Origin of the sequence: Saccharothrix deserti (genome assembly GCF_009769385.1) — a bacterium.
Lineage (GTDB): Bacteria > Actinomycetota > Actinomycetes > Mycobacteriales > Pseudonocardiaceae > Actinosynnema > Actinosynnema deserti.
In genome coordinates this window covers 172092-190944 of record NZ_ML775962.1, presented here as the reverse complement: position 1 = coordinate 190944, position 18853 = coordinate 172092, and the positions used below count along the sequence as shown (strand labels likewise).

The 18853-nt window shown below is 71.0% G+C and carries 17 protein-coding genes; 3 read left to right on the top strand and 14 right to left on the bottom strand.

Translation table 11 applies throughout. The features are described from left to right. Window positions 1–45 precede the first annotated feature (45 nt). The 4 genes from FM051_RS07845 to FM051_RS07830 form a co-directional block, all read right to left on the bottom strand. The gene (locus FM051_RS07845; RefSeq protein ID WP_158842212.1) at window positions 46–1980 is read right to left on the bottom strand and encodes a vWA domain-containing protein; all 1935 of its coding nucleotides are present in this window, start codon (window positions 1978–1980) and stop codon (window positions 46–48) included. Next, window positions 1977–3362 carry a sigma 54-interacting transcriptional regulator gene (locus tag FM051_RS07840; protein WP_158842210.1) on the bottom strand — a complete coding sequence of 462 codons (1386 nt, stop codon included), beginning with the start codon at window positions 3360–3362 and terminating at the stop codon, window positions 1977–1979. Before FM051_RS07840 ends, FM051_RS07845 begins: the two co-directional genes overlap by 4 nt. 143 nt (window positions 3363–3505) lie before the next feature. After that, entirely contained in the window at window positions 3506–3874 is a 369-nt protein-coding gene (locus FM051_RS07835) for a hypothetical protein (RefSeq protein ID WP_158842208.1), read from the bottom strand. Further along, window positions 3871–4395: a bifunctional DNA primase/polymerase gene (locus FM051_RS07830; protein WP_158842206.1), complete on the bottom strand. Its 525-nt coding sequence runs from the start codon at window positions 4393–4395 to the stop codon at window positions 3871–3873. The genes FM051_RS07835 and FM051_RS07830 overlap by 4 nt, the downstream gene beginning before the upstream one ends. Before the next feature lie 147 nt (window positions 4396–4542). Here FM051_RS07830 and FM051_RS07825 point away from each other — a divergent pair, with 147 nt between their 5' ends. Both FM051_RS07825 and FM051_RS07820 read left to right on the top strand, forming a co-directional pair. Continuing rightward, the gene (locus FM051_RS07825) at window positions 4543–5787 is read left to right on the top strand and encodes a helix-turn-helix domain-containing protein (protein ID WP_238412219.1); all 1245 of its coding nucleotides are present in this window, start codon (window positions 4543–4545) and stop codon (window positions 5785–5787) included. After that, complete coding sequence (locus FM051_RS07820) at window positions 5784–6350, top strand: flavoprotein (RefSeq protein WP_158842204.1); 567 nt, start codon at window positions 5784–5786, stop codon at window positions 6348–6350. The genes FM051_RS07825 and FM051_RS07820 overlap by 4 nt, the downstream gene beginning before the upstream one ends. On the opposite strand, the gene FM051_RS07815 is transcribed toward FM051_RS07820, so the two are convergent. The 9 genes from FM051_RS07815 to FM051_RS07775 all read right to left on the bottom strand — a co-directional run bounded on the left by FM051_RS07815 (window position 6351) and on the right by FM051_RS07775 (window position 15577). Then, window positions 6351–7148, bottom strand: coding sequence for an alpha/beta fold hydrolase (locus FM051_RS07815; RefSeq protein ID WP_158842202.1), 798 nt, complete (start codon window positions 7146–7148; stop codon window positions 6351–6353). A 54-nt stretch (window positions 7149–7202) separates the two neighbouring features. Further along, complete coding sequence (locus FM051_RS07810) at window positions 7203–7994, bottom strand: aminoglycoside phosphotransferase family protein (protein ID WP_238412218.1); 792 nt, start codon at window positions 7992–7994, stop codon at window positions 7203–7205. Window positions 7995–8197: 203 nt separating this feature from the next. Beyond that, on the bottom strand, window positions 8198–9997 hold the full coding sequence (locus tag FM051_RS07805) for a glycoside hydrolase family 6 protein (RefSeq protein WP_158842200.1): 1800 nt from the start codon (window positions 9995–9997) through the stop codon (window positions 8198–8200). 429 nt (window positions 9998–10426) lie between these two features. Beyond that, window positions 10427–11224 carry a hypothetical protein gene (locus FM051_RS07800; protein WP_158842198.1) on the bottom strand — a complete coding sequence of 266 codons (798 nt, stop codon included), beginning with the start codon at window positions 11222–11224 and terminating at the stop codon, window positions 10427–10429. Between the two features lie 32 nt (window positions 11225–11256). Further along, complete coding sequence (locus tag FM051_RS07795; protein WP_158842196.1) at window positions 11257–11730, bottom strand: YcxB family protein; 474 nt, start codon at window positions 11728–11730, stop codon at window positions 11257–11259. Next, complete coding sequence (locus FM051_RS07790) at window positions 11727–12776, bottom strand: ferrochelatase (RefSeq protein WP_158842194.1); 1050 nt, start codon at window positions 12774–12776, stop codon at window positions 11727–11729. The genes FM051_RS07795 and FM051_RS07790 overlap by 4 nt, the downstream gene beginning before the upstream one ends. A gap of 100 nt (window positions 12777–12876) precedes the next feature. Beyond that, window positions 12877–13644, bottom strand: a complete 768-nt coding sequence (fabI, locus tag FM051_RS07785) for an enoyl-ACP reductase FabI (RefSeq protein ID WP_158842192.1) — start codon at window positions 13642–13644, stop codon at window positions 12877–12879. A gap of 49 nt (window positions 13645–13693) precedes the next feature. Continuing rightward, window positions 13694–14398 carry a 3-oxoacyl-[acyl-carrier-protein] reductase gene (fabG, locus tag FM051_RS07780; protein ID WP_158842190.1) on the bottom strand — a complete coding sequence of 235 codons (705 nt, stop codon included), beginning with the start codon at window positions 14396–14398 and terminating at the stop codon, window positions 13694–13696. Window positions 14399–14482: 84 nt separating this feature from the next. Beyond that, a complete protein-coding gene (locus FM051_RS07775; protein WP_202918730.1) occupies window positions 14483–15577 on the bottom strand; it encodes a hypothetical protein in 1095 nt (364 codons plus the stop codon). Between the two features lie 75 nt (window positions 15578–15652). On the opposite strand from FM051_RS07775, the gene FM051_RS07770 reads away from it, so the two are divergent. Beyond that, the gene (locus tag FM051_RS07770) at window positions 15653–18304 is read left to right on the top strand and encodes an FAD-binding and (Fe-S)-binding domain-containing protein (protein WP_158842188.1); all 2652 of its coding nucleotides are present in this window, start codon (window positions 15653–15655) and stop codon (window positions 18302–18304) included. Here the strand turns inward: FM051_RS07770 and FM051_RS07765 are convergent. After that, window positions 18301–18831, bottom strand: coding sequence for a TetR/AcrR family transcriptional regulator (locus FM051_RS07765; RefSeq protein WP_158842186.1), 531 nt, complete (start codon window positions 18829–18831; stop codon window positions 18301–18303). The two genes, FM051_RS07770 and FM051_RS07765, sit on opposite strands and share 4 nt — an antisense overlap. Window positions 18832–18853 lie beyond the last annotated feature (22 nt).

The window sequence follows — 18853 nt, the reverse complement described above, 5'->3', positions numbered from 1 at the left end:
CCTCGGGGGGGCGCGGACCCGGTCGGGTCCGCGCCACCTCCCCTGTCAACGGCGCTTGCGGGACCTCAGGTAGTCGCTGACCACCGCCGCGCCCAGACCGTCCTCCCCCGGTGCGACGACCCGGCCACCGGACCGCCGGGCCACCGTGTCCACGAACCTGGTCAGCCTCGGGTCGTCACCCAGCCGGAACACCGTGATCGACGCGCCCAGCCGGGCCAGGGAGTCGACCTCGATCAACGTCTTGCCGATGGTCCGGTCCAGCGGCGGGTAGTGGAACTCCGCGTCGCCGGTCGCCTCCAGGTGCGCGGTCGGCTCGCCGTCGGTCACCACCAGCACCACCGGCTGGGCGTCGGGGTGCCTGCGCACGTGCCGACCGGCCAGCAGCAGCGCGTGGTGCAGGTTCGTGCCCTGCTCCCACACCCCTTCCAACGCGGTCAGCTGCCCGATGTCGACGGTCTCCGCGTGCCGGCCGAACGTGATCAGCTCCAGCGCGTCGGTCCGGAACCTGGTGCGCACCAGGTGGTGCAACGCCAGCGCGGTGCGCTTCATCGGCACCCACCGCCCGTCCTGCACCATCGACCAGGACGTGTCCACGCACAACGCGACCGCCGCGCGCGACCGCTGCTCGGTCTCGCTCACCTCGACGTCCACCACGTCCAGCTTCACCGGACCGCCTGCCGACCGCAGCACGGCGTTCGTGACGGTGCGCGGCACGTTCCACGGCTCGGTGTCGCCGAACTGCCACGGCCGCGTCGACCCGATCAGCTCACCGGCCGCGCCCGCCGACGAGTTGTCCCGCTGCCCCTGCTCCCGCGCGCTGTCGATGACACCGCGCAACGCCGTCTCGCCCAACCGCCGCAACGCCTTCGGCGTCAACCGCAGCGAACCGTCCGGCGCGCGTTCCAGCAGGTTCTGCGACCGCAGCTCGCGTTCCAGCTCGGCCAACCGCCGCGCGTCCACCCCGGCCTCGCCGCCGAGCTGCCGGACCAACGCCTCCAGGTCGATGTCCTCCAGCCGCGCGCCCGGGTAGGACTGCGCCAACTGCTCGGCCAACGCGTCCAGCTCGGCCAGGTCCGCCATCGCCTGCGCGCCCTCGCCCAACCCCATCGGGTTGTTGCCCCGGAACCGCGCCGACCCGTCCCAGTCCTCGCCCGGCCGCAGGCCCTGCAGCAACGAGTCCAGCTGGGACAGTTGCGAGCCGACGCCGGAGTTGCCGAACGCCTGCTGCGACAACGCCGACAGCTCCTCGCGCTGCTGGTCGGTCATCGAGTTCATCATCCGCTGGGCGGCGGCGGACCGGGCGGCCAGCGCGTCGATCAGTTCGTCCACCGAGCGCGGGTTCTCCGGGAAGAACTCGCCGTGCTCGCGCATGAACTCCTCGAACCGCTCCGCCGTGTCCTCGCCGGCGGCGTGCGCGGCGAGCAGCGCGTTCAGGTCGTTCAGCATGTCCTGGATGCGCTGCACGTCCTCGGGCCGGACGTTCTCCATGGCCTGCTTCATGCCCTGGAACCGCTGGTCCATCAGCTCCCGGCCGAGCAGGTTGCGGATCTGCTCGTAGGACTCGCGGGCCTGCGGCGACCGCCAGTCGTACTCGCCCAGCTCCCGCACCGCCGCCGCGGTCGACTGCGGCAACGCGTCCAGTTGGGCCTCGCGGAACCGCGCGTCGTCGTCCGGGTCGGGGAACAGCGCCGCCCGTTCGGCCTCCAACGCCTGGTCCAGCAGCCGCTGGATCTCCTGGAGCGTGCCGTCCAGCCGGTTCCGCCTGGTGAGCGCGGCGCGTTTCTGCCACAGCCGCGCGGTCAGGTCGTCCAGACCGCGCGTGCCGGGCAGGCCGCGGCGCAGCAGCTCGCGCAGCGCCGACTCGGGCGAGGAGCCCTCCATGACCTCGCGGCCCAGCTCGTCCATGGCCGCGCGCAGGTCCGTCGGCGGGGCCAGCGGGTCGGGCCCGTCTACGTAGCGGCCGTACCGGTACCTGCTCATCCGTACACCGTCCGGTCGTCGTCGCTGTCCTTGGACAGCTGACGGGTGAGGTACAGCGATTCCAACGCCAGCTCGACGGCCGACGCGATGCGTCCCGCCGGGTCCTTGGGTCCCGCGCCGACCCGCTTCGCCACCTCGTGCAGCACGGGCAGCTCCGGCAGCGCGGCCAGCAGGTCGCCCGCGTGCACGCGTTCGCCGGTGGCCACCGGGTGGCCGTCGGACACCAGCTCGGCCAGCGGGCGCAGGCTGAGACCCGCGAACGTCGAGCGCGCCGTGTCCGCGGTCGCGCGACGCAGCAGGTGGGTCAGCACCTCCTGCTCGCGGCCCTCCTCGCCGGCCTCGAACTCCAGCTTGCCGCGCAGCACCTCGGGCACCGACTCCAGGTCGACCGGGCGGGCGATGGGCGGGTTCTCCCCGATCAGCGCGCTGCGCCGCAGGGCGCTCGCGGCGACCGTCTCCGCCGCCGCGACCGCGAACCGGGCCGACACGCCCGAGCGCTGGTCGATCGCGGACGACTCGCGCAGGTGCCGCACGAACCGGGCGATGACCTCCAGCAGGTGGTCGCCCACCTCCGCGACCAGGGCGGCCTCCTGGCGGACCAGGTCGATCTCGGCGCCGATCTCCAGCGGGTAGTGGGTGCGGATCTCCGCACCGAACCGGTCCTTGAGCGGGGTGATGATCCGGCCGCGGTTCGTGTAGTCCTCGGGGTTCGCGGTGGCGACCAGCAGCACGTCCAGCGGGAGCCGCAGCGTGTAGCCGCGGATCTGGATGTCGCGCTCCTCCATCACGTTCAGCAGCGCGACCTGGATGCGTTCGGCCAGGTCGGGTAGCTCGTTGACGGCGATGACGCCGCGGTGCGAGCGCGGCAGCAGGCCGTAGTGGATGGTCTCCGGGTCGCCCAGGCTGCGGCCCTGCGCGACCTTGACCGGGTCGACGTCGCCGACCAGGTCGCCGACGCTCGTGTCCGGCGTGGCCAGCTTCTCGGCGAACCGCTCGTCACGGTGTTTCCAGGTCACGGGCAGCTCGTCGCCCAGCTCCTGGGCGCGGCGCTTGGACTCGGGCGTGATCGGGTCGAGCGGGTGCTCGTTCAACTCGGCGCCCGCGATCACCGGCGTCCACTCGTCCAGCAGACCGACGAGGGTGCGCAGCAGGCGCGTCTTGCCCTGCCCGCGTTCACCGAGGAGCACCACGTCGTGGCCCGCGAGCAGGGCGCGCTCCAGCTGCGGGAGCACGGTGCGGTCGAAGCCGACGATGCCGGGCCACGGGTCGCGGCCCTCGCGCAGGGCGGCCAGCAGGTTTTCCCGGATCTCGGCCTTCACCCCGCGCGGCAGGTGGCCTGCCGCACGAAGGGCGCCGGCGGTGGTGGGGAGCTCAGAGGTCACTCCACCGAAGTTACGCACCTCTCGGCCGCCGGTCGATGTGGAGCAGCTCCACCTGGGCGGAACGCAACGGGGGCGTAACGAAAGCCGTGGTGACGCCGGTTCGGCTACCGACAATCGAGTTGGCGAAGACCGCGCACGAGAGATCAAGATGTGGACTGCGCGGCACAGGCTGCGCGAGTCGGGCCACCGAAACCGACCGTTTCGTCCAGCCACACCAGGTGCACCCGGCGCGTCCCCGCCGACCGGGAGCTGATCTCGAACAGCATCCGGGCGTTCTCCGCACTCCGGGAGCTGAGGTGGAAGCCGCCTTCCACGGAGTCGACCTCGGCCCGGTCGGCGTAGGCCAAGCCGTAGCCCGCGACGCGGGCGTCTTCGGCTTCGCCGTACTCCTCCACAATGGCGAACAGCCACGGGGCCTCGGCTGCCGCCAGTTCGTGCACCAGCGTGGCGAATTCCTCCTCCCGCAGCGGTTCCGTCGTGGTTCGTGCTGCTGGCTCGGTCAGGTCGTTCACGCCGTTTTCCTGTCGTAGCTCTGGATGAGGTCGGCCAACACGTCACCGGGCATCAGCATGTTGCCCGCCTGTTCGGGGGTGACCAGCCAGATCACCGGCGTGGTTTCAAGGGCGCTCGGCGGCAAGGGCAGCGGCACCCCCGCATCCAGCACCCGCGCCCCAGCGCTCAGCAGCACCGACGGCATGGGCGGCCGAACCAGGAAGTAGGCGATGGGCATGTTCGGGAAGGACAGCACCGGCGTCGGGAAAGCGGCGAACCAGGGGTTTTCCGCCAGGGCCATGACCAGCGACTCGGCCACCATGAACGCGCCCAGGCTCGAACCGGTCACGGTGAAGACGTTGGGCTCGTGCGGGCCGGGAACCGACCACCACTCCCGCACCAGCACGGCATCGGTGGTCGTTTCCTCGACCGGCCGGAGACAGGGACTGGTGACGGGCTGTTCGTCCACCGGATTGGCGAAGCGTCCGTTGTGCCAGATGGCTCCGGGGATGACGGGCCAACCGAGCGCGGCGTAGTCCAAAGCGGCTTGTGGATGGCTTCGTACGGGCGTCATGGTCACTGGCTCCTTCATGATTGCCTTCGGCGTTGGGGCCAGTGGGACCGTAGGAACGATCAGCTGACACAGGTTGTACAAACTGTGCGACGGCCCGTCGTTACGCTGAACTGGGTGAACGTCAAGGCGAGGGAGTCGGTGATGACGGAGGCCGCAAAAGACGAAATCGGCGGACGAGTCCGCTACTGGCGTGGACGTCGGAACCTGTCCCGCAAGCAGTTCGCCGACATGGTCGGCCGGTCGACGTCGTGGCTCGACAAGGTCGAATCAGGCGACCGCGAGCTGGTACGCCTGCCCATGATCGAAATCGTGGCCGACGCGCTCGGTATCGACCCGGCCGTGCTGACCGACCACGTCCGCGCCGAACGCGCCCGGCACTGCGTGGACGCTCTCGAAGTCCGAGCCATCCGTACCGCCCTCGCGGCCTATCCCGGGCTGGCCGTCCACGCCGCTGAGAAGGTCAGCGTGGACAACGTCAAACGGCAGGCTTCCTACCTCGACCACGCCTGGATGACATCGCGCTTCACGGTTGTCGCCCGCCATCTGCCCAAGCTCATGCGCGACGCCCAAGCCGCCGTGCAATCGAATGACCGAGCCGACTACGTCGAGGCCAGCCGGATACTCGTGACCGCCTACCGTCTGGCTTCATCCATGCTGCTGAAGTTCGAAGCCAACGATGTTGCCTGGCTGGCTGCCGACCGGGCGATGCACACCGCCCTCGGCGTTGACGACACGTGGTCGATGGCCAGGGCAACACGCAGTGCCGCCCGCGCCATGAAGAGCACCCACGAACAAAGCCAAGCGATTGTCGTGCTGTTGGCGATGGCCGACCGGATGCGACCCGAGGTCGATACCAATGCCAAACAGCTCTTGTCCCTACAGGGAATGCTCTACCTCGCGGCCTCGATTACGGCAGCTCGCCAGGATGACGCTGCCCTGGCCAGGGAAATGCACGATGAAGCGATGGCCGCAACGCTCAGGTTCGAGCCGCGCTACGACGATCACCACACGTTCTTCGGTCTGGCCAACACCCTGATCCACCGCGTATCCGCCTTGGTGCGGTTGCACGAGGGCGGACAAGCGCTGGAGTTCGCCGAAACCATTGACCCGGCTTCGGTCATGGCACTACCAGCCGAGCGCCGGGCGAACTTCCTGCTCGACCTCACCGAGGCGCACGCCGGTGTCGGCAATTACCGTCAGGCTGTCCGGATGCTTGGACAGGCCGAACAGGTCGCCTCCGAAGAGGTGCGCTGCCGACCGTTGGCACACGGCCTCCTCAGGTCGCTCTTGAACAACACCACTGGCGAGCCCGCCAAGTTGGTACGGCAGATGGCCGAGCGAGCGGGGGTTGAGGCGTGAGGGCACCGGTCCTTTACCTGATTGTCTGCGGTGCGGGTCCGGCCGATCACATCGACCGCATGGTGAAGCTCGCCCAAGCGGATGGCTGGGACGTCTGGTGCATTGCCACGCCGTCGGCGGTCGAGCACTTCCTCGATCTCGACGCGCTGGCAGCGCTGACCGGACACCCGGTGCGGACCGGGCACCAGCGCGCTGGGCAGCCGGGCTTGCCCAAAGCCGCAGCCGTGATTGTCGCGCCGGCCACGTACAACACCATCAACAAGTGGGCGGCGGGGATTGCCGATACCTACGTGCTCACCCAGCTCGCCGAACTGACCGGGCTTGGCCTGCCGATCGCGGTGTTGCCGTTCGTGAACACGGCGCTTGCCGGCAATCGGGTGTTCCTGCGGAGCGTTGCCGAACTGCGTGAGTCCGGCGTTGCCGTGTTGTTCGGTGAGGGCGGCTTCGTGCCGCATCCGCCGCGCACTGGTGGGAAGGCGATGGAGTCGTATCCGTGGCATCGAGCGCTGGAGGCGGTGGCGTCAGCGGGCCAGGGCGAGCAGTTCGGTCCGAACACCACCTGATCACCACTGGCGGTCGAGGAAGGTTCGGATCGCGAGGGTGTAGCCGGCCGGGTCGTCGCGGTGGATCCAATGCCCGCATCCGGGGAACTCGACCAGCTCCGTGCCGGGTCTCCTGGCGACCATCTCCGCGGCGAGCCGCGTCGACAGCAGCGGGCTGAGCGTGCCGTGCAGCAACGTCGCGGGTTGGGTGGAGCCCAGCCAGTCGTCCCACCAGCGGCCCACGTTCCCGTGCTGGGTGGCCATCATGTCGGCGTAGTCGAAGCACATGGTCCACCCGCCGTCCCCTTCGACCGCGCTGTCCAGGAAGTAACCGATGGCGGGCACGCCCATGGCCGCGAAGCTCTCGGCGAGCTCTTGCCGGGTGGCGGCCGGTGGTGGCCACCCGCTGGTGTCCACCACCGGATGTGGCAGCTCGGACTCGTCCGTGACCACCGGGGTGTCCTCCAGGACCAGAGCGTGGACGAGGTGTGGGTACCAGGCGGCGAGTTGGAGCGCGTTGACCCCGCCGAGCGAGTGGCCGATGACCAGCGCGGGAGCCGGCGACAAGCGCCGGATGAACTCGGCTGCGTCGTCGACGAAATCGGCGCGGGTGAACGTGCCGCCGTTCTCGGAGAGCCCGTGCCCTCGCTGGTCGAGCGCGATGATCCGGTAGTCCGGCGCCAGTCGCTGGGCGAGCTGTCCGAACTGGATCGCGCGGCCGAAGGTCCCGTGCAGCGCGACGACGGGCCGGCCGGGCCCGCCGAAGTCGACCCAGGAAAAGCTCCGGCCGCGCATCGTGATGGTCTGCTGTGTGATCATGTCGTCCACTATTGGCCACGTGGGGATCAGCGAGGCATTCGCCGAGTCGACCCGTCAGCGGGCCAGGGTGAGGAGTTCGGTCAGGGCGGGCTCGTCGTCCAAGCGGGAGATGGCGATCATCGGGGCCAACGCGCGGCACCAGTCGTGCAGGCGGTCGGGGTCGAGGCCGGCGGCCTTGGCGACGCGGATGCCCCTGGCCTCCACGCCCTCGCGGCCGGCGGCGTCCAGCACGTAGTCCACGACGTCGAAGCACGGGTCGCCGACGCACGCCCGCGGGTCGATCGCCACCAGACCTCGGTCCGGGCCTCCGTCCAGGACGTTGCCCAGGTGCAGGTCGCCGTGCAGCAGCACGCGCGGCTGGGTGTCGAGTAGTGCGCGGCAGCGGTGGAGGGCTCGGGTCCAGGTGCGCTCGGTGATGTGCGCGGCGACGGCGGGATCGGCCAGGCGGCGGCCGATTCGGGTGAAGGCCTCCTCGCAGCGGTCGCGCAGGTCGAGTCGGTCGCCGTCAGGCTCGGACACGGCGTGCAGGGCTGCCGCCAGCTCGGCCCACTCCTCCGGTGACGGCGGCGTCGGCAGTTCGTCGGCCATCGTGCCCGGCTGGATCGCCTCCATCAGCAGCACGCCGGGGTCCTCCGCCAGGACGGCGGGCACGCGTCCGGACGGGGCGAACAGGCGCAGCACGTCCGCCTGCTGGGCCAGGAACCCGACGTCCGGGCTCAGCTTGAGCGCCGCGTGCGCCCCGTCCGACCGCTCACAGGCCACCACGACCGACGACGCACCGGGCGGCATCACCTCGCCCAGCGCGAGTTCCCAACGGGTGGCGGCGTCGGCGGCCACCTCCGGCACCCGCGCACACCACTCGGCAACGACGGGCCGAACCGGAGGGCCAACCGCGCGGTGATCTCTTCTACGTCCACTCGGGCCACGTTATGGCCGGCGGCAAGCGAATAAACGCCCGTAGGCGGTGCCCGGAACGGACACCGCCTACGAGTTGTGCAGAGATCATCCAGTTGTCGTACCGGTCAGCTGTCGTGCCAGTCAGCCGATGGTCACAGCGCCGGGTAGGCGTTGCGCATGAGCTCCTGGAACTGGGCCGAGAACCAGTGGCCCGACAGCGGGGCGTTCGCCAGCGCACCGGACAGGTTGTTGCCGTTGCGCGGGTTGCCGGTGTACGTCGGGTCGCACATCCGGTCGAAGCCCTTGCCCTCGTCGTTCGGGATCTGGGTGCTCGAACCGTCGGACTCACCCGGCGGCTTGATCCAGACGTAGGCGTCGATGTTCGGGCGCGGCGCGGCCTTGGGGCGCTCGCCGAGACCGGCACCGGACTGGTTGCACCAGTTGCCCTTCTGGATGCGGCGGTCGATGCGCGACTCGTTGACGTAGGTCGTCGGGTCGGTCGACGTCGACTTGGCCGTCGGCCGGGCGGAACCGCCCCAGCCGTTGCGCGAGGTGTCGATCAGCATGCCGATGTTGGAGTTGAAGCCGTTCTTGATCAACTCGTCGCGGAACGCGGTGGCGAAGCTGAGCTCACCGTTGTGGTCGTTCCAGTCGACCCACTTCGAGGCTTCCTTGACCGGACGGCCGCCGACCACGTCGTCGACCTTCCAGAACGGCTCCTCCAGCACGGAGAAGTTCGCGGTGTTCGTGATGAACCCGTGGACGTCGTCCTTCGTGGCGCCCTCACGGCCGATGACCGAAGCCATCATCCGCGCCGAGGCCTGGAAGTTGTCGTACTCCGGAACCGGGTCGCTCCAACCGATCCAGCCGTGGTGGCCGGAGTCCAGGTAGTTGTAGACGTTCGCGATGTCGCCGAGCTTGGACACCGCGTACGCCACACCGTTCTGGTAGTTCTGGTTCGCCTTCATCGTGTCGCAGTTCGGCGTGGCCGTGGCCCGCGGCGAGACGTTGGTGACGAGGTTCGGCAGCGAGTCGATCTCGATGACCGCGACGATCCGCAGCCTCGAGTACGCCGGCCGGGCGAGGATGCCCGCGATCTTGTCGATGTACTCGGTCTTGTACCTCGGCAGGTCGTTCGGGCCGAGCTCGCCGTTCGACGCCAGCGCCGCGCAGTCGCGACCGGGCAGGTTGTAGATCACAACCTGGAAGACCAGCTGGCCGTTGGGGTTCGCGGACAGCTGCTTGACGGCTTCGTCCAGGTGGTTCGCCAGACCCATGGTGCCGGTGGTCGGCGAGCCGTTGCCGTCGATCGCGCTGATCCGGTCCATCCACACACCCGTGGGCTGGTTCGCGATCCGGGAGCCACCGGGCTCCGCGGCGGCACGAGCCGACCACTGCGGGTTGACGTACACGCCCGCGCCGACGTACGGGTTGTCCACGCGGGTGCCCGGGTTCGGGTTACCGGTGGTCGTGGTCGTGGGCGTGGTGGTCGACGTGCTGGTCGACGTCGGAGCGACGTCCCCGGTGCACACCGTGCCGTTCAGCCGGAACTGCGTGGGCACCGGGTTGGACCCGGTCCACGAGCCGTTGAACCCGGGCGTCACCGACGCGCCGGTGCCCAGGCTGGGGCTCCACGAGGGGTTGCGGACCGTCACGCGGCTCCCGGACTGGGAGAACACGCCGTTCCAACCACTCTGGATCGTCTGGCCGGCAGCGAAGTCCCACTCCAACGTCCAACCGCCGGAGATGGCGTCACCCAGGTTGGTGACCGTGACGTTGGCGCCGAATCCGCCTTGCCACTGGTTCGTGATCGAATACGTGACCCGGCAACCGGGAGCTGCATTGGCGGTGGCTCCTGAAGCCACCACCCCGGCAACGGACAGGGCCGCCACCGAGGTCACCGCCAATGCCCCGGTCAGTTTCCGGGAACGTACAAACGTGCGCAGACTCATGCATCGCCTCCTTGCGAGCAACCCGCCATCTGGGAGCGCTCCCAGCCCATCTCGCCGACTCGGGATTCGACGCAAGACCGATAAGGCTGACTGGGAGCGCTCCCAGACGTACGGTAACGCACGATACGTCCTGTTGACGAGGGGTTGACCTGGACATAATCCGCATCTATACCCGTGCGCGTACCCTGCGCCAAGCCGCTGACCTGCGGATTCAGCACTTCGGTAGCCGATCGGATTGTCGCTTCGGAATCACCCGGAATCGATTCGGACCGCAAATGGCCGCGAACCGGGTCACCTGTTCAGCCTATTGCCCGACGTGTCCCGGGAGCAGTTCGCCGTCGAATATTCGACACAGACTCCCGCAATACCGGAATCGGACCATTTCGAAGATCACCGAATGGTTGCCGAATATTCGACCACCAATTCCGCCTAATGGCGGCCGGCAGCCTGGTCCGAAAGGACTCGGACGGCCTCGTCCACCGCCGCGAGCCGAGCCCGCCGCACGGCCTCGGACAACGGCCGCAGGGCTTCGTCCCGGGCGCGCGTCGCGGTCGCCGAGACGGCTCCGCCGGGCGCGTCGGAAGCCGCCACGGTGAGGATCGCGGCGACTTCGGCGGCCCGCTGGAGGACCCGCAGCGCCCGCGGCGGCATCCCGGCGGGCCACTCGACCTTCGAGTGCTCGGCGGACAGCGCGGCGATCTCGGCCCGCACGTTCGGCCGGTGCCGCGCCACGTCCAACGTCACCAGCGCGGTGGCGGCCTCGCGCATCGCCGACGCCAGGCCGTGCTCGGCCTCGCCGATCGGCACGTACTCGGCGGTGGGCGCGGTCGGCAGGTCGAACACCGTCCACCGCATCACCCCGTCGGCCACCAGGTTGGGCACCAGGCCCACGCCGACCTCGGGCAGCACGGCGGCCTGGCCCGCGCGCAGCGCGCACTTGTTGAGCGGACCGTTCCCGCCCAGCCCGCGGACGTCACCGGGCACGGGGATGACCAACCGGGCGGTGGTGGCCGAGGCACGGCGCAGCGACGCCAGCAGCAGCGCGGGGCCTACCGGGACCTCGTCGGGGCCGGGCAGGTCGAGCGCGGTCGCGGTGCCGTCGTCATCGGCGACCACTTCGTGCAGCTCGGCCCAGAACCCCAAGGCGTCGAGGACGTCGTCGGCCGCGGCCGCACCATGCAGCCAGGCTGACGTCCAGACGACCAGCGTCGCACTCGCACAGGACACGCCTACCGAGGGTACGCGGGCACCCGAACGGGTCAGGCCGCCGGGCCGACGTGTTCCACCAACAGGGCGCGGAACTCCGCCACCGCGTCGTCGTCGGCGAACGCGCGGTGCGGCACGGCGTACACCGCGGTCGTGCCGGTCTTGAGCACGAAACCGCGCGCCGTCTCCGCCCAACCGGGCAGTTCCGCCCAGTTCAGCTCGCTGCGCGCCGCCTCGCCGACGGACATCCGCAGCGAGTGCGCGTCCGCGGTGCCGGTCACCGTCTTGGCCGCGAGCGGGTGGTTGTGGAAGTTCACCGCGGTGCCCACCGGGACGAGTGCGACGATGATCACAGCGAGGGCGAGCCCGAACACGCCCGCCCACGTCATGCCCATCACCAGCACGACGACACCCAGCACGCCGAGCGCCGCGGCGAACCACGGCGCCCACCGGTACAGCGGCACCGCGATGCGCAGCGCGTCACGCCAGTCCGCCGGTCGGGGCGACCAGCTGAAGTCCACGCTCATCGACCCGCGCCCTGCCCCGGCGTCGGCCGCTTCACGGGCTCGCAGCACCGCGTGGCGCAGAACGCCCCGTTGGTGGTGCACCCGGCGACCGGGAAGTCCGACAGCTTGCGCACGGGTGCGTCCGACAGGTGCTCGGCGACGAGTTCCGCCACGAGCCGGGCGAACCGCGGGTCGTCGTTGGGCGTGGCCGCGCGGGCGAAGCCCATGCCCAACTCCTGGGCGCGTTCACGGGCCTCGGTGTCGAGGTCCCACACCACTTCCAGGTGATCGCTGACGAACCCGATCGGGCACACCACCACGTTCCGCACACCCTTGTCGTACAGGTTTTCGATGTGGTCCACGATGTCCGGCTCGAGCCACGGGATCTGCGGCGGCCCGGACCGCGACTGCCACACCACGTCGTGATCGGACACGCCGACGGCCTCCGCGACCAGCCGGGACGCCTCGGCGACCTGCCGCGAGTAGAGGTGGCCGCCGTCCTCGGGCGGTCCGGCGGCCTTGTCCGCCGACACCGGCACCGAGTGCGCGGTGAACACCAGGCGGTACTCGTCACCGGGCTCCACGGGGAGGCGGGACGCGGCGTCGCGCACGGCGTCCGCGAACGACTCGACGAACAGCGGGTGGTCGAAGAACTGGCGCAGCTTCACCAGGTCGGGGGCGTCCTCGACGGCCGCACGCGCCCGGAGGATGTCCTCGTCGTACTGCCGGCACGCCGAGTAGCCGCCGTAGGCGCTGGTCGGGAAGACGAGGGCGCGCTTGACGCCGTCGGCCTTCATCTCGGCCAGCGTGTCCTCGACCATCGGGTGCCAGTTGCGGTTGCCGAAGTAGATCGGCAGGTCGACCAGGCCGCGCACGGCCTCGATCGCGGCGCGGTTGAGCGCGTTGATCGGCGACACACCGCCGAAGTGCTGGTAGTGCTGCTCGACCTCGTCCAGCCGCTCGGGCGGGACACCCCGACCGCGGGTCACGTTCTCCAGGAAGGGGCGGACGTCCTCGGGTCCTTCCGGTCCGCCGAAGGACAGCCAGAGCAGCGCGTCGTAACTCACCCCGACATCCTCGCGCCGGCGCCCTGAGGCCGCACAACCGGGTCGGCGTGATCGATCACGCCGACCCGGACTCGGTGCTTCGAGTAGGCGCCGCCGGGTGTCAGAGCCCGAGGAAGTGCACGCCGCCGTCGACGAACACCATCGAGCCGGTGGTGGCCGGGAACCAGTCGGACAGCAGCCCGCACACCGACTGGGCGACCGGCGTCGGGTCGTCCACGTTCCAGCCCAGCGGCGCCTTCTCGGCCCACATGGACTCCAGGTCCGCGAAGCCGGGGATCGACTTGGCGGCCATCGTGCGCACCGGGCCCGCCGAGACGAGGTTGACCCGGATGCCCTGCGGGCCGAGGTCGCGGGCCAGGTAGCGGTTGATCGACTCGAACGCCGCCTTGGCCGCGCCCATCCAGTTGTAGGCGGGCCACGCCTGCCGCGCGTCGAAGTCGAGGCCGACCACCGACGCGCCGCGGCCCATCAGCGGCAGGGTGGCCTGCACCAGCGCCTTGTAGGAGTACGCCGAGACGTGCATGGCGGTGGCCACGTCCTCCCACGGCGCGTCCATGAACGGCGCGCCCAGGCACGACGGCGGGGCGTAGCCGATCGCGTGCACGACGCCGTCGAGGCCGTCCACGTGCTCGCGCACCCGGTCGGCCAGCGTGTCCAGGTGCTCCTGGTTCTGCACGTCGAGCTCGACCACCGGCGCGGCCTGCGGCAGGCGCTTGGCGATGCGCTCCACGAGGGTCATCCGGCCGAAGCCGGTGAGCACGACCTGGGCGCCCTGCTCCTGCGCGACCCTGGCCACGTGGAAGGCGATCGACGCGTCCGTGATCACCCCGGTGATCAGCAGCCGCTTGCCTTCGAGCAGTCCCGTCACTGAAACGTCCTCCGAAATGTTGTGCTTGGTACTGGGAAGTCGGTGGGTCTCAGTGGCCCATGCCGAGGCCGCCGTCCACCGGCAGCACCGCGCCGGTGATGTAGGCGGCGGCGTCGGAGGCCAGGAACGTGACGGCGGCGGCGATCTCCTCGGTCGTGCCGTACCGGCCCGACGGCACCTGGGCGAGGATCTGCTTCTTGCGCTCCTCGGGCAGCGCGTCGGTCATGTCCGTGGTGATGAACCCGGGCGCGACGACGTTCGCGGTGATGTTGCGGGTGCCCAGCTCGCGGGCGATCGACCGGGCCACGCCCACCAGGCCCGCCTTGCTGGCCGCGTAGTTGACCTGGCCCGCGCCGCCGGTGAGGCCGACCACGGAGGAGATGAACACGATCCGGCCGTAGCGCTTGCGCAGCATGCCCTTGGACGCGCGCTGGGCGACCCGGAACGCGCCGGTCAGGTTGGCGTCGAGGACCCGGGTGAACTGCTCGTCGGTCATCCTCAGCAGCAGGGTGTCGTCGGTGATGCCCGCGTTGGCCACGACCACCTCGACCGGCCCGTGCGCGGCCTCGACCTCGGTGAACGCCGCGTCGACCTCGGCGGAGCTGGTCACGTCGCACTTGACGCCGAGCAGGCCCTCGGGCGCGCCGGAGCCGCGGTGCGTCACCGCGACCTTGTCGCCCTGCGCCGCGAACGCCCGCGCGATCGCCAGACCGATGCCCCGGTTGCCGCCGGTGACCAGAACGGACCTCGACACGCTTGCTCCCATCGCTGCTGGTTGATGCGCGGCAACGCTATCTCCTACCGTTCCTGGTCAGTGAGCGGGAGTGGGTCTTTGGGCTCACGTCCCGGTACTGCGCGCATCCCGAACGGTGGTGGATGCGCTCGGTTCCCGCGTTCTCGTCCCGTTCGGCGGCACGCTTCGGTGGGCGTGGTCCGTGGCGGGTGGGCGGTTTCCGTCACGCCTGCGGGCACCCGATGCGGCCTGGGCGGTCCGATGCCCGCGACGATCGCTCCGGTCGTCGCGGGGCGGTGCCGTCCGTCGCCGGATCGGGTGGCCGAGGGCGCGTCGTCCGATCGCGACCGCAGCCGCGTCGTGACGGGTCATGGTGCGCTTGCCGCTGGTCAACGGTTTGCGCCAGGGTCCGCTACCCCACCTGCTGGTGTAGGCCGGGGCGACCGCGACGATCGCCAGGTCGGTCTCGGCGGCCATCGACACCAGCCGGGCCTTGAGCCTGCCGGTGGGCATCCCGGAGACGAGCCGGCGGAACCGCTTGCGGCGGCCGTGTTTTTCACGGGTCTTCTCCGCGGTGAAGTCCAAGTCCTCGACCGCGATCGCCTTGACGCCGGTCCGCGTGGCCCAGTGCAGCAGCCGGGTGAGGGCGTGCCGGATCTGCGCGTCGCGGTGATCTGCCGTGCCCGACAGGTCGAACCAGAACCGGTGCGGGTCGCCGACCGGGTTGCCGTGTGTGTCGAGCCGGTAGCAGGCGAGGTGGTCGGCGTTGAAGTCCACCCCGACCACGCCGGCCGCACGGACCGCCTCCCACGGCATCGTCCGCACCGCCGGGCGGGTCCACGAGGCGTCGAGGTACCAGCGGCCACGGGCCACGTCGTAGTGGATGCGGTAGGCCACCGCCCGGTCCCCCGCGACCCGGTCGGCCCACTCCCCGCCCCGGTGCCGGAACCGCACCCTCGACGCCAGGACATACCGACCGTGCCGCGCGTTCGCCAGATGCGCCAACGGCGCGGGCAACCTGATCGACACCTCGCCGTCGGGGCTGACCCGGATCGTCTCGTTGCCCCAGCGTTTCCCTGACTCGCCGTCCGCGGACAGGAACCAGCGCGCCGACTCCCACCGCGCCCGCCACTCCGCCTCGGACAGCCCCGCCTCGTCCAGGTGGTGCCGGGTGTTCAGCAGCTTCCGACCGCCCCGCACCCACCACGCAGATCTTCGACACCCGACGATTCACCTACCCCTAAGTACGCCACCATTGGCCGGGGATGGATCACAATGATCAGGGTGACCGGTTTCGTCGAACACCTCCGGGCCGCGGTGGACGGCGACGTGCTCGCCGGTGCCGGCGACCGCGCCCTCTACTCCACCGACGCCTCCAACTACCGCCACGTGCCCGCCGTCGTGGTCCGACCCCGGTCGGTGGACGGGGTGGTGGCGGCGGTCGGCGTGGCGGTCGACCACGACGTGCCGATCACGAACCGCGGCGCGGGCACCTCGATCGCGGGCAACTCGGCGGGCGCCGGGATGGTGATCGACTTCTCCCGGTACCTCGACCAGGTGGTGTCGGTCGACCCGGTCGAGCGCATCGCGGTGGTGCAGCCGGGGCTGGTGCTGGACCGGCTGAACGACGCGGCCCGACCGCACGGGCTGGTGTTCGGGCCGGACCCGTCCACGCACTCGCGGTGCACGCTCGGCGGGATGATCGGCAACGACGCGTGCGGCGCGCACTCCGTCGCCTGGGGCAAGACCAGCGACAACGTGCGCGCGCTCGACGTGCTGCTGGCCGACGGCCGCCGGTTCGACACGCGCACTCCGCCGCCGCTGGACCTGCCGGACGTGGACCCGACGTGGTTCCCCGCGCTGGACCGGCGGGTGTCCGGCTACCGCCTGGACGCGCTGCCGGACCTGACCAGGGCGCTGGTCGGCTCGGAGGGCACGTGCGTGACCGTGCTGGGCGCGACGGTGGAGCTGGTGGAGGCGCCGCCGCGCCGGGTGCTCGCGGTGCTCGGGTTCGACGGCCCGTACGACGCCGCCGACCTGGCCCCGGCGCTGCGCGAGCTGGACGTGCTCACGGTGGAGGGCCTGAACATCGAGCTGGCGCGGGCGGCCGGTGACTCGCGGCGGCTGCTGCCGCGCGGGAACAGCTGGCTGTTCGTGGAGACGACCGAGGACGCGGTCGCGCACCGGGCCGCCGCGCTCGCGCCGCACTCGGTGGTGGTGACCGATCCGGGACGGCAGCGCGCGTTGTGGCGGGTCCGGGAGGACGGCGCGGGTCTGGCGACCCGGATGGCGGACGGCGGCGAGGCGTGGTCCGGGTGGGAGGACGCGGCCGTGCCGCCCGAGCGGCTGGGGGCCTACCTGCGGGAGTTCGACGCGTTGCTGGCCGGGCACGGCAGGCGCGGCGTCACCTACGGGCACTACGGCGAGGGCTGCGTGCACGTGCGGATCGACTTCGACTTCGCGCGCGGGCACCGGTCGTTCCTGGAGGACGCGGCGGACCTGGTGGTGGCGCACGGCGGGTCGTTGTCCGGTGAGCACGGCGACGGGCAGGCCCGGTCGGAGCTGCTGCCCCGGATGTACCCGCCGGCCGCGATCACCGCGTTCGGGCGGTTCAAGGCGGCGTTCGACCCGGACAACCGGATGAACCCGGGCCGGGTCGTCGCGCCCGCGAAGCTGGACGAGGACCTGCGCGTGCTGGTCGCTCCCCCGGTGATCCCGACCCGGGCCGCGCTCGCGTTGCGCGCCGACGGCGGTGACCTGGCGGCGGCGACGCGGCGGTGCGTCGGCGTGGGCAAGTGCCTGAACACGTCCGGTGGGGTGATGTGCCCGAGTTACCGGGCGACGCGGGAGGAGAAGCACTCCACCCGCGGCCGGGCGCGGCTGCTGTTCGAGATGCTGGGCGGGCAGGTGGTGCGCGACGGGTGGCGGTCGGAGGAGGTCCGGGACGCGCTGGACCTGTGCCTGGGCTGCAAGGGGTGCAAGCGGGACTGCCCGGTGGACGTGGACATGGCCACGTACAAGGCGGAGTTCCTGCACCACCACTACCGGGGGCGGGTGCGGCCGGCGGCGCACTACTCGATGGGCTGGCTGCCGTTGTGGTTGCGGCTGGGGTTGGTGAACCGGGTGAGCGCGCGGTTCGGCCGGTTCGGCGGGGTGACCCCGGAACGGCCGCTGCCGACGCCGGTGCGGTCGTTCCAGTCGCGGTTCGCGGCCACGAGCGGCGGTGGTGATCGGGTGCTGTTGTTCCCGGACACGTTCACCAACCACTTCGAGCCGGGGATCGGTTTCGACGCGGCGGCGGTGCTCGGGCACACCGGGCAGGGCGTCGAGGTGCCGAAGTCGGCGGTGTGCTGCGGGTTGACGTGGTTCTCGACCGGGCAGTTGGGGATGGCACGCCGGGTGATCAGGCGGACGGCGAAGGTGCTGCGGCCGTGGACGCGGGACGGTGTGCCGGTGGTGGGGTTGGAGCCGAGCTGCACGGCGTTCCTGCGTTCCGACGCGTTGGAGGTGGCGGGCGACGACCCGGACGTGGTGCGGCTGGCCGAGTCGGTGCGCACGTTCGCCGAACACGTGTCGCCGCTGGTGGAGCCGTTGGCCGGCACCGGTCGGGCGGTCGTGCAGCCGCACTGCCACCAGTACGCCGAGCTGGGGTTGGACGCCGACCGGGAGTTGCTGGCGAAGGCGGGCGTGACCGCGTCGGTGCTGGAGGGGTGCTGCGGGCTGGCGGGCAACTTCGGCTTCGAACGCGGGCACTACGACGTGTCGATGGCGGTGGGTGAGCAGACCCTGCTCCCCGCCGTGCGGGCCGCCGGTGAGGGCACGGCGATCGTGGCGGACGGCTTCAGCTGCCGCACCCAGGTCCGCCACGGTTCCGACGCCGAACCGGTCCACACCGCGACCCTGCTCCGGCGGCAGCTGGGGATCTAGGGCCGGATGCCGTCCAGTGCCAGGGCGAGCAGGCGGTCGGCTTCGGCGGGGTCGCCCTCGGCGGACAGCGAGATGGCGTTGGCCAGCTTGAGCAGGTCGACCACGGCGACGTCGGCGCGCACGTCGCCCGTGCGCCGGGCCGCCGACACCAGTTCCTCACCGGCGGCCGTGATCATCGCGTGGCAGGTGGCGCCCAGCGAGGGGTCCGAGCCGCGCATCAGGGACGCGGCCAGGCCCCGGTTCGCCGCCGCGTGCCTGCCGACCGCACGCAGCCAGGCCACCAGCGCGGGTCCGGGCTCCAGGTCGGCGGCCATCGACCGGGCCTGCCCGCACAGCGCCTCGACCCGGTCCCGGAACACCGCTTCCAGCAGCACCTGACGGGTCGGGAAGTGCCGGTGCAGGGTGGCCGAGCCGACGCCCGCCCGGCGCGCGATCTCCTCCAGTGACGCGTCCGCGCCGTGCTCGGCGATCGCGGCACCGGCGACGGCGACGATCCGCTCCTGGTTGCGGCGTGCGTCGGCACGCATCGGACGCTCCTCCCGACAACCC

Coding starts and splice junctions, on each gene's coding strand:
- FM051_RS07845 (WP_158842212.1), bottom strand. CDS start 1,980: ATGAGCAGGTACCGGTACGGCCGCTACGTAGACGGGCCCGACCCGCTG.
- FM051_RS07815 (WP_158842202.1), bottom strand. CDS start 7,148: ATGATCACACAGCAGACCATCACGATGCGCGGCCGGAGCTTTTCCTGG.
- FM051_RS07805 (WP_158842200.1), bottom strand. CDS start 9,997: ATGAGTCTGCGCACGTTTGTACGTTCCCGGAAACTGACCGGGGCATTG.
- FM051_RS07795 (WP_158842196.1), bottom strand. CDS start 11,730: ATGAGCGTGGACTTCAGCTGGTCGCCCCGACCGGCGGACTGGCGTGAC.
- FM051_RS07770 (WP_158842188.1), top strand. CDS start 15,653: ATGATCAGGGTGACCGGTTTCGTCGAACACCTCCGGGCCGCGGTGGAC.
- FM051_RS07765 (WP_158842186.1), bottom strand. CDS start 18,831: ATGCGTGCCGACGCACGCCGCAACCAGGAGCGGATCGTCGCCGTCGCC.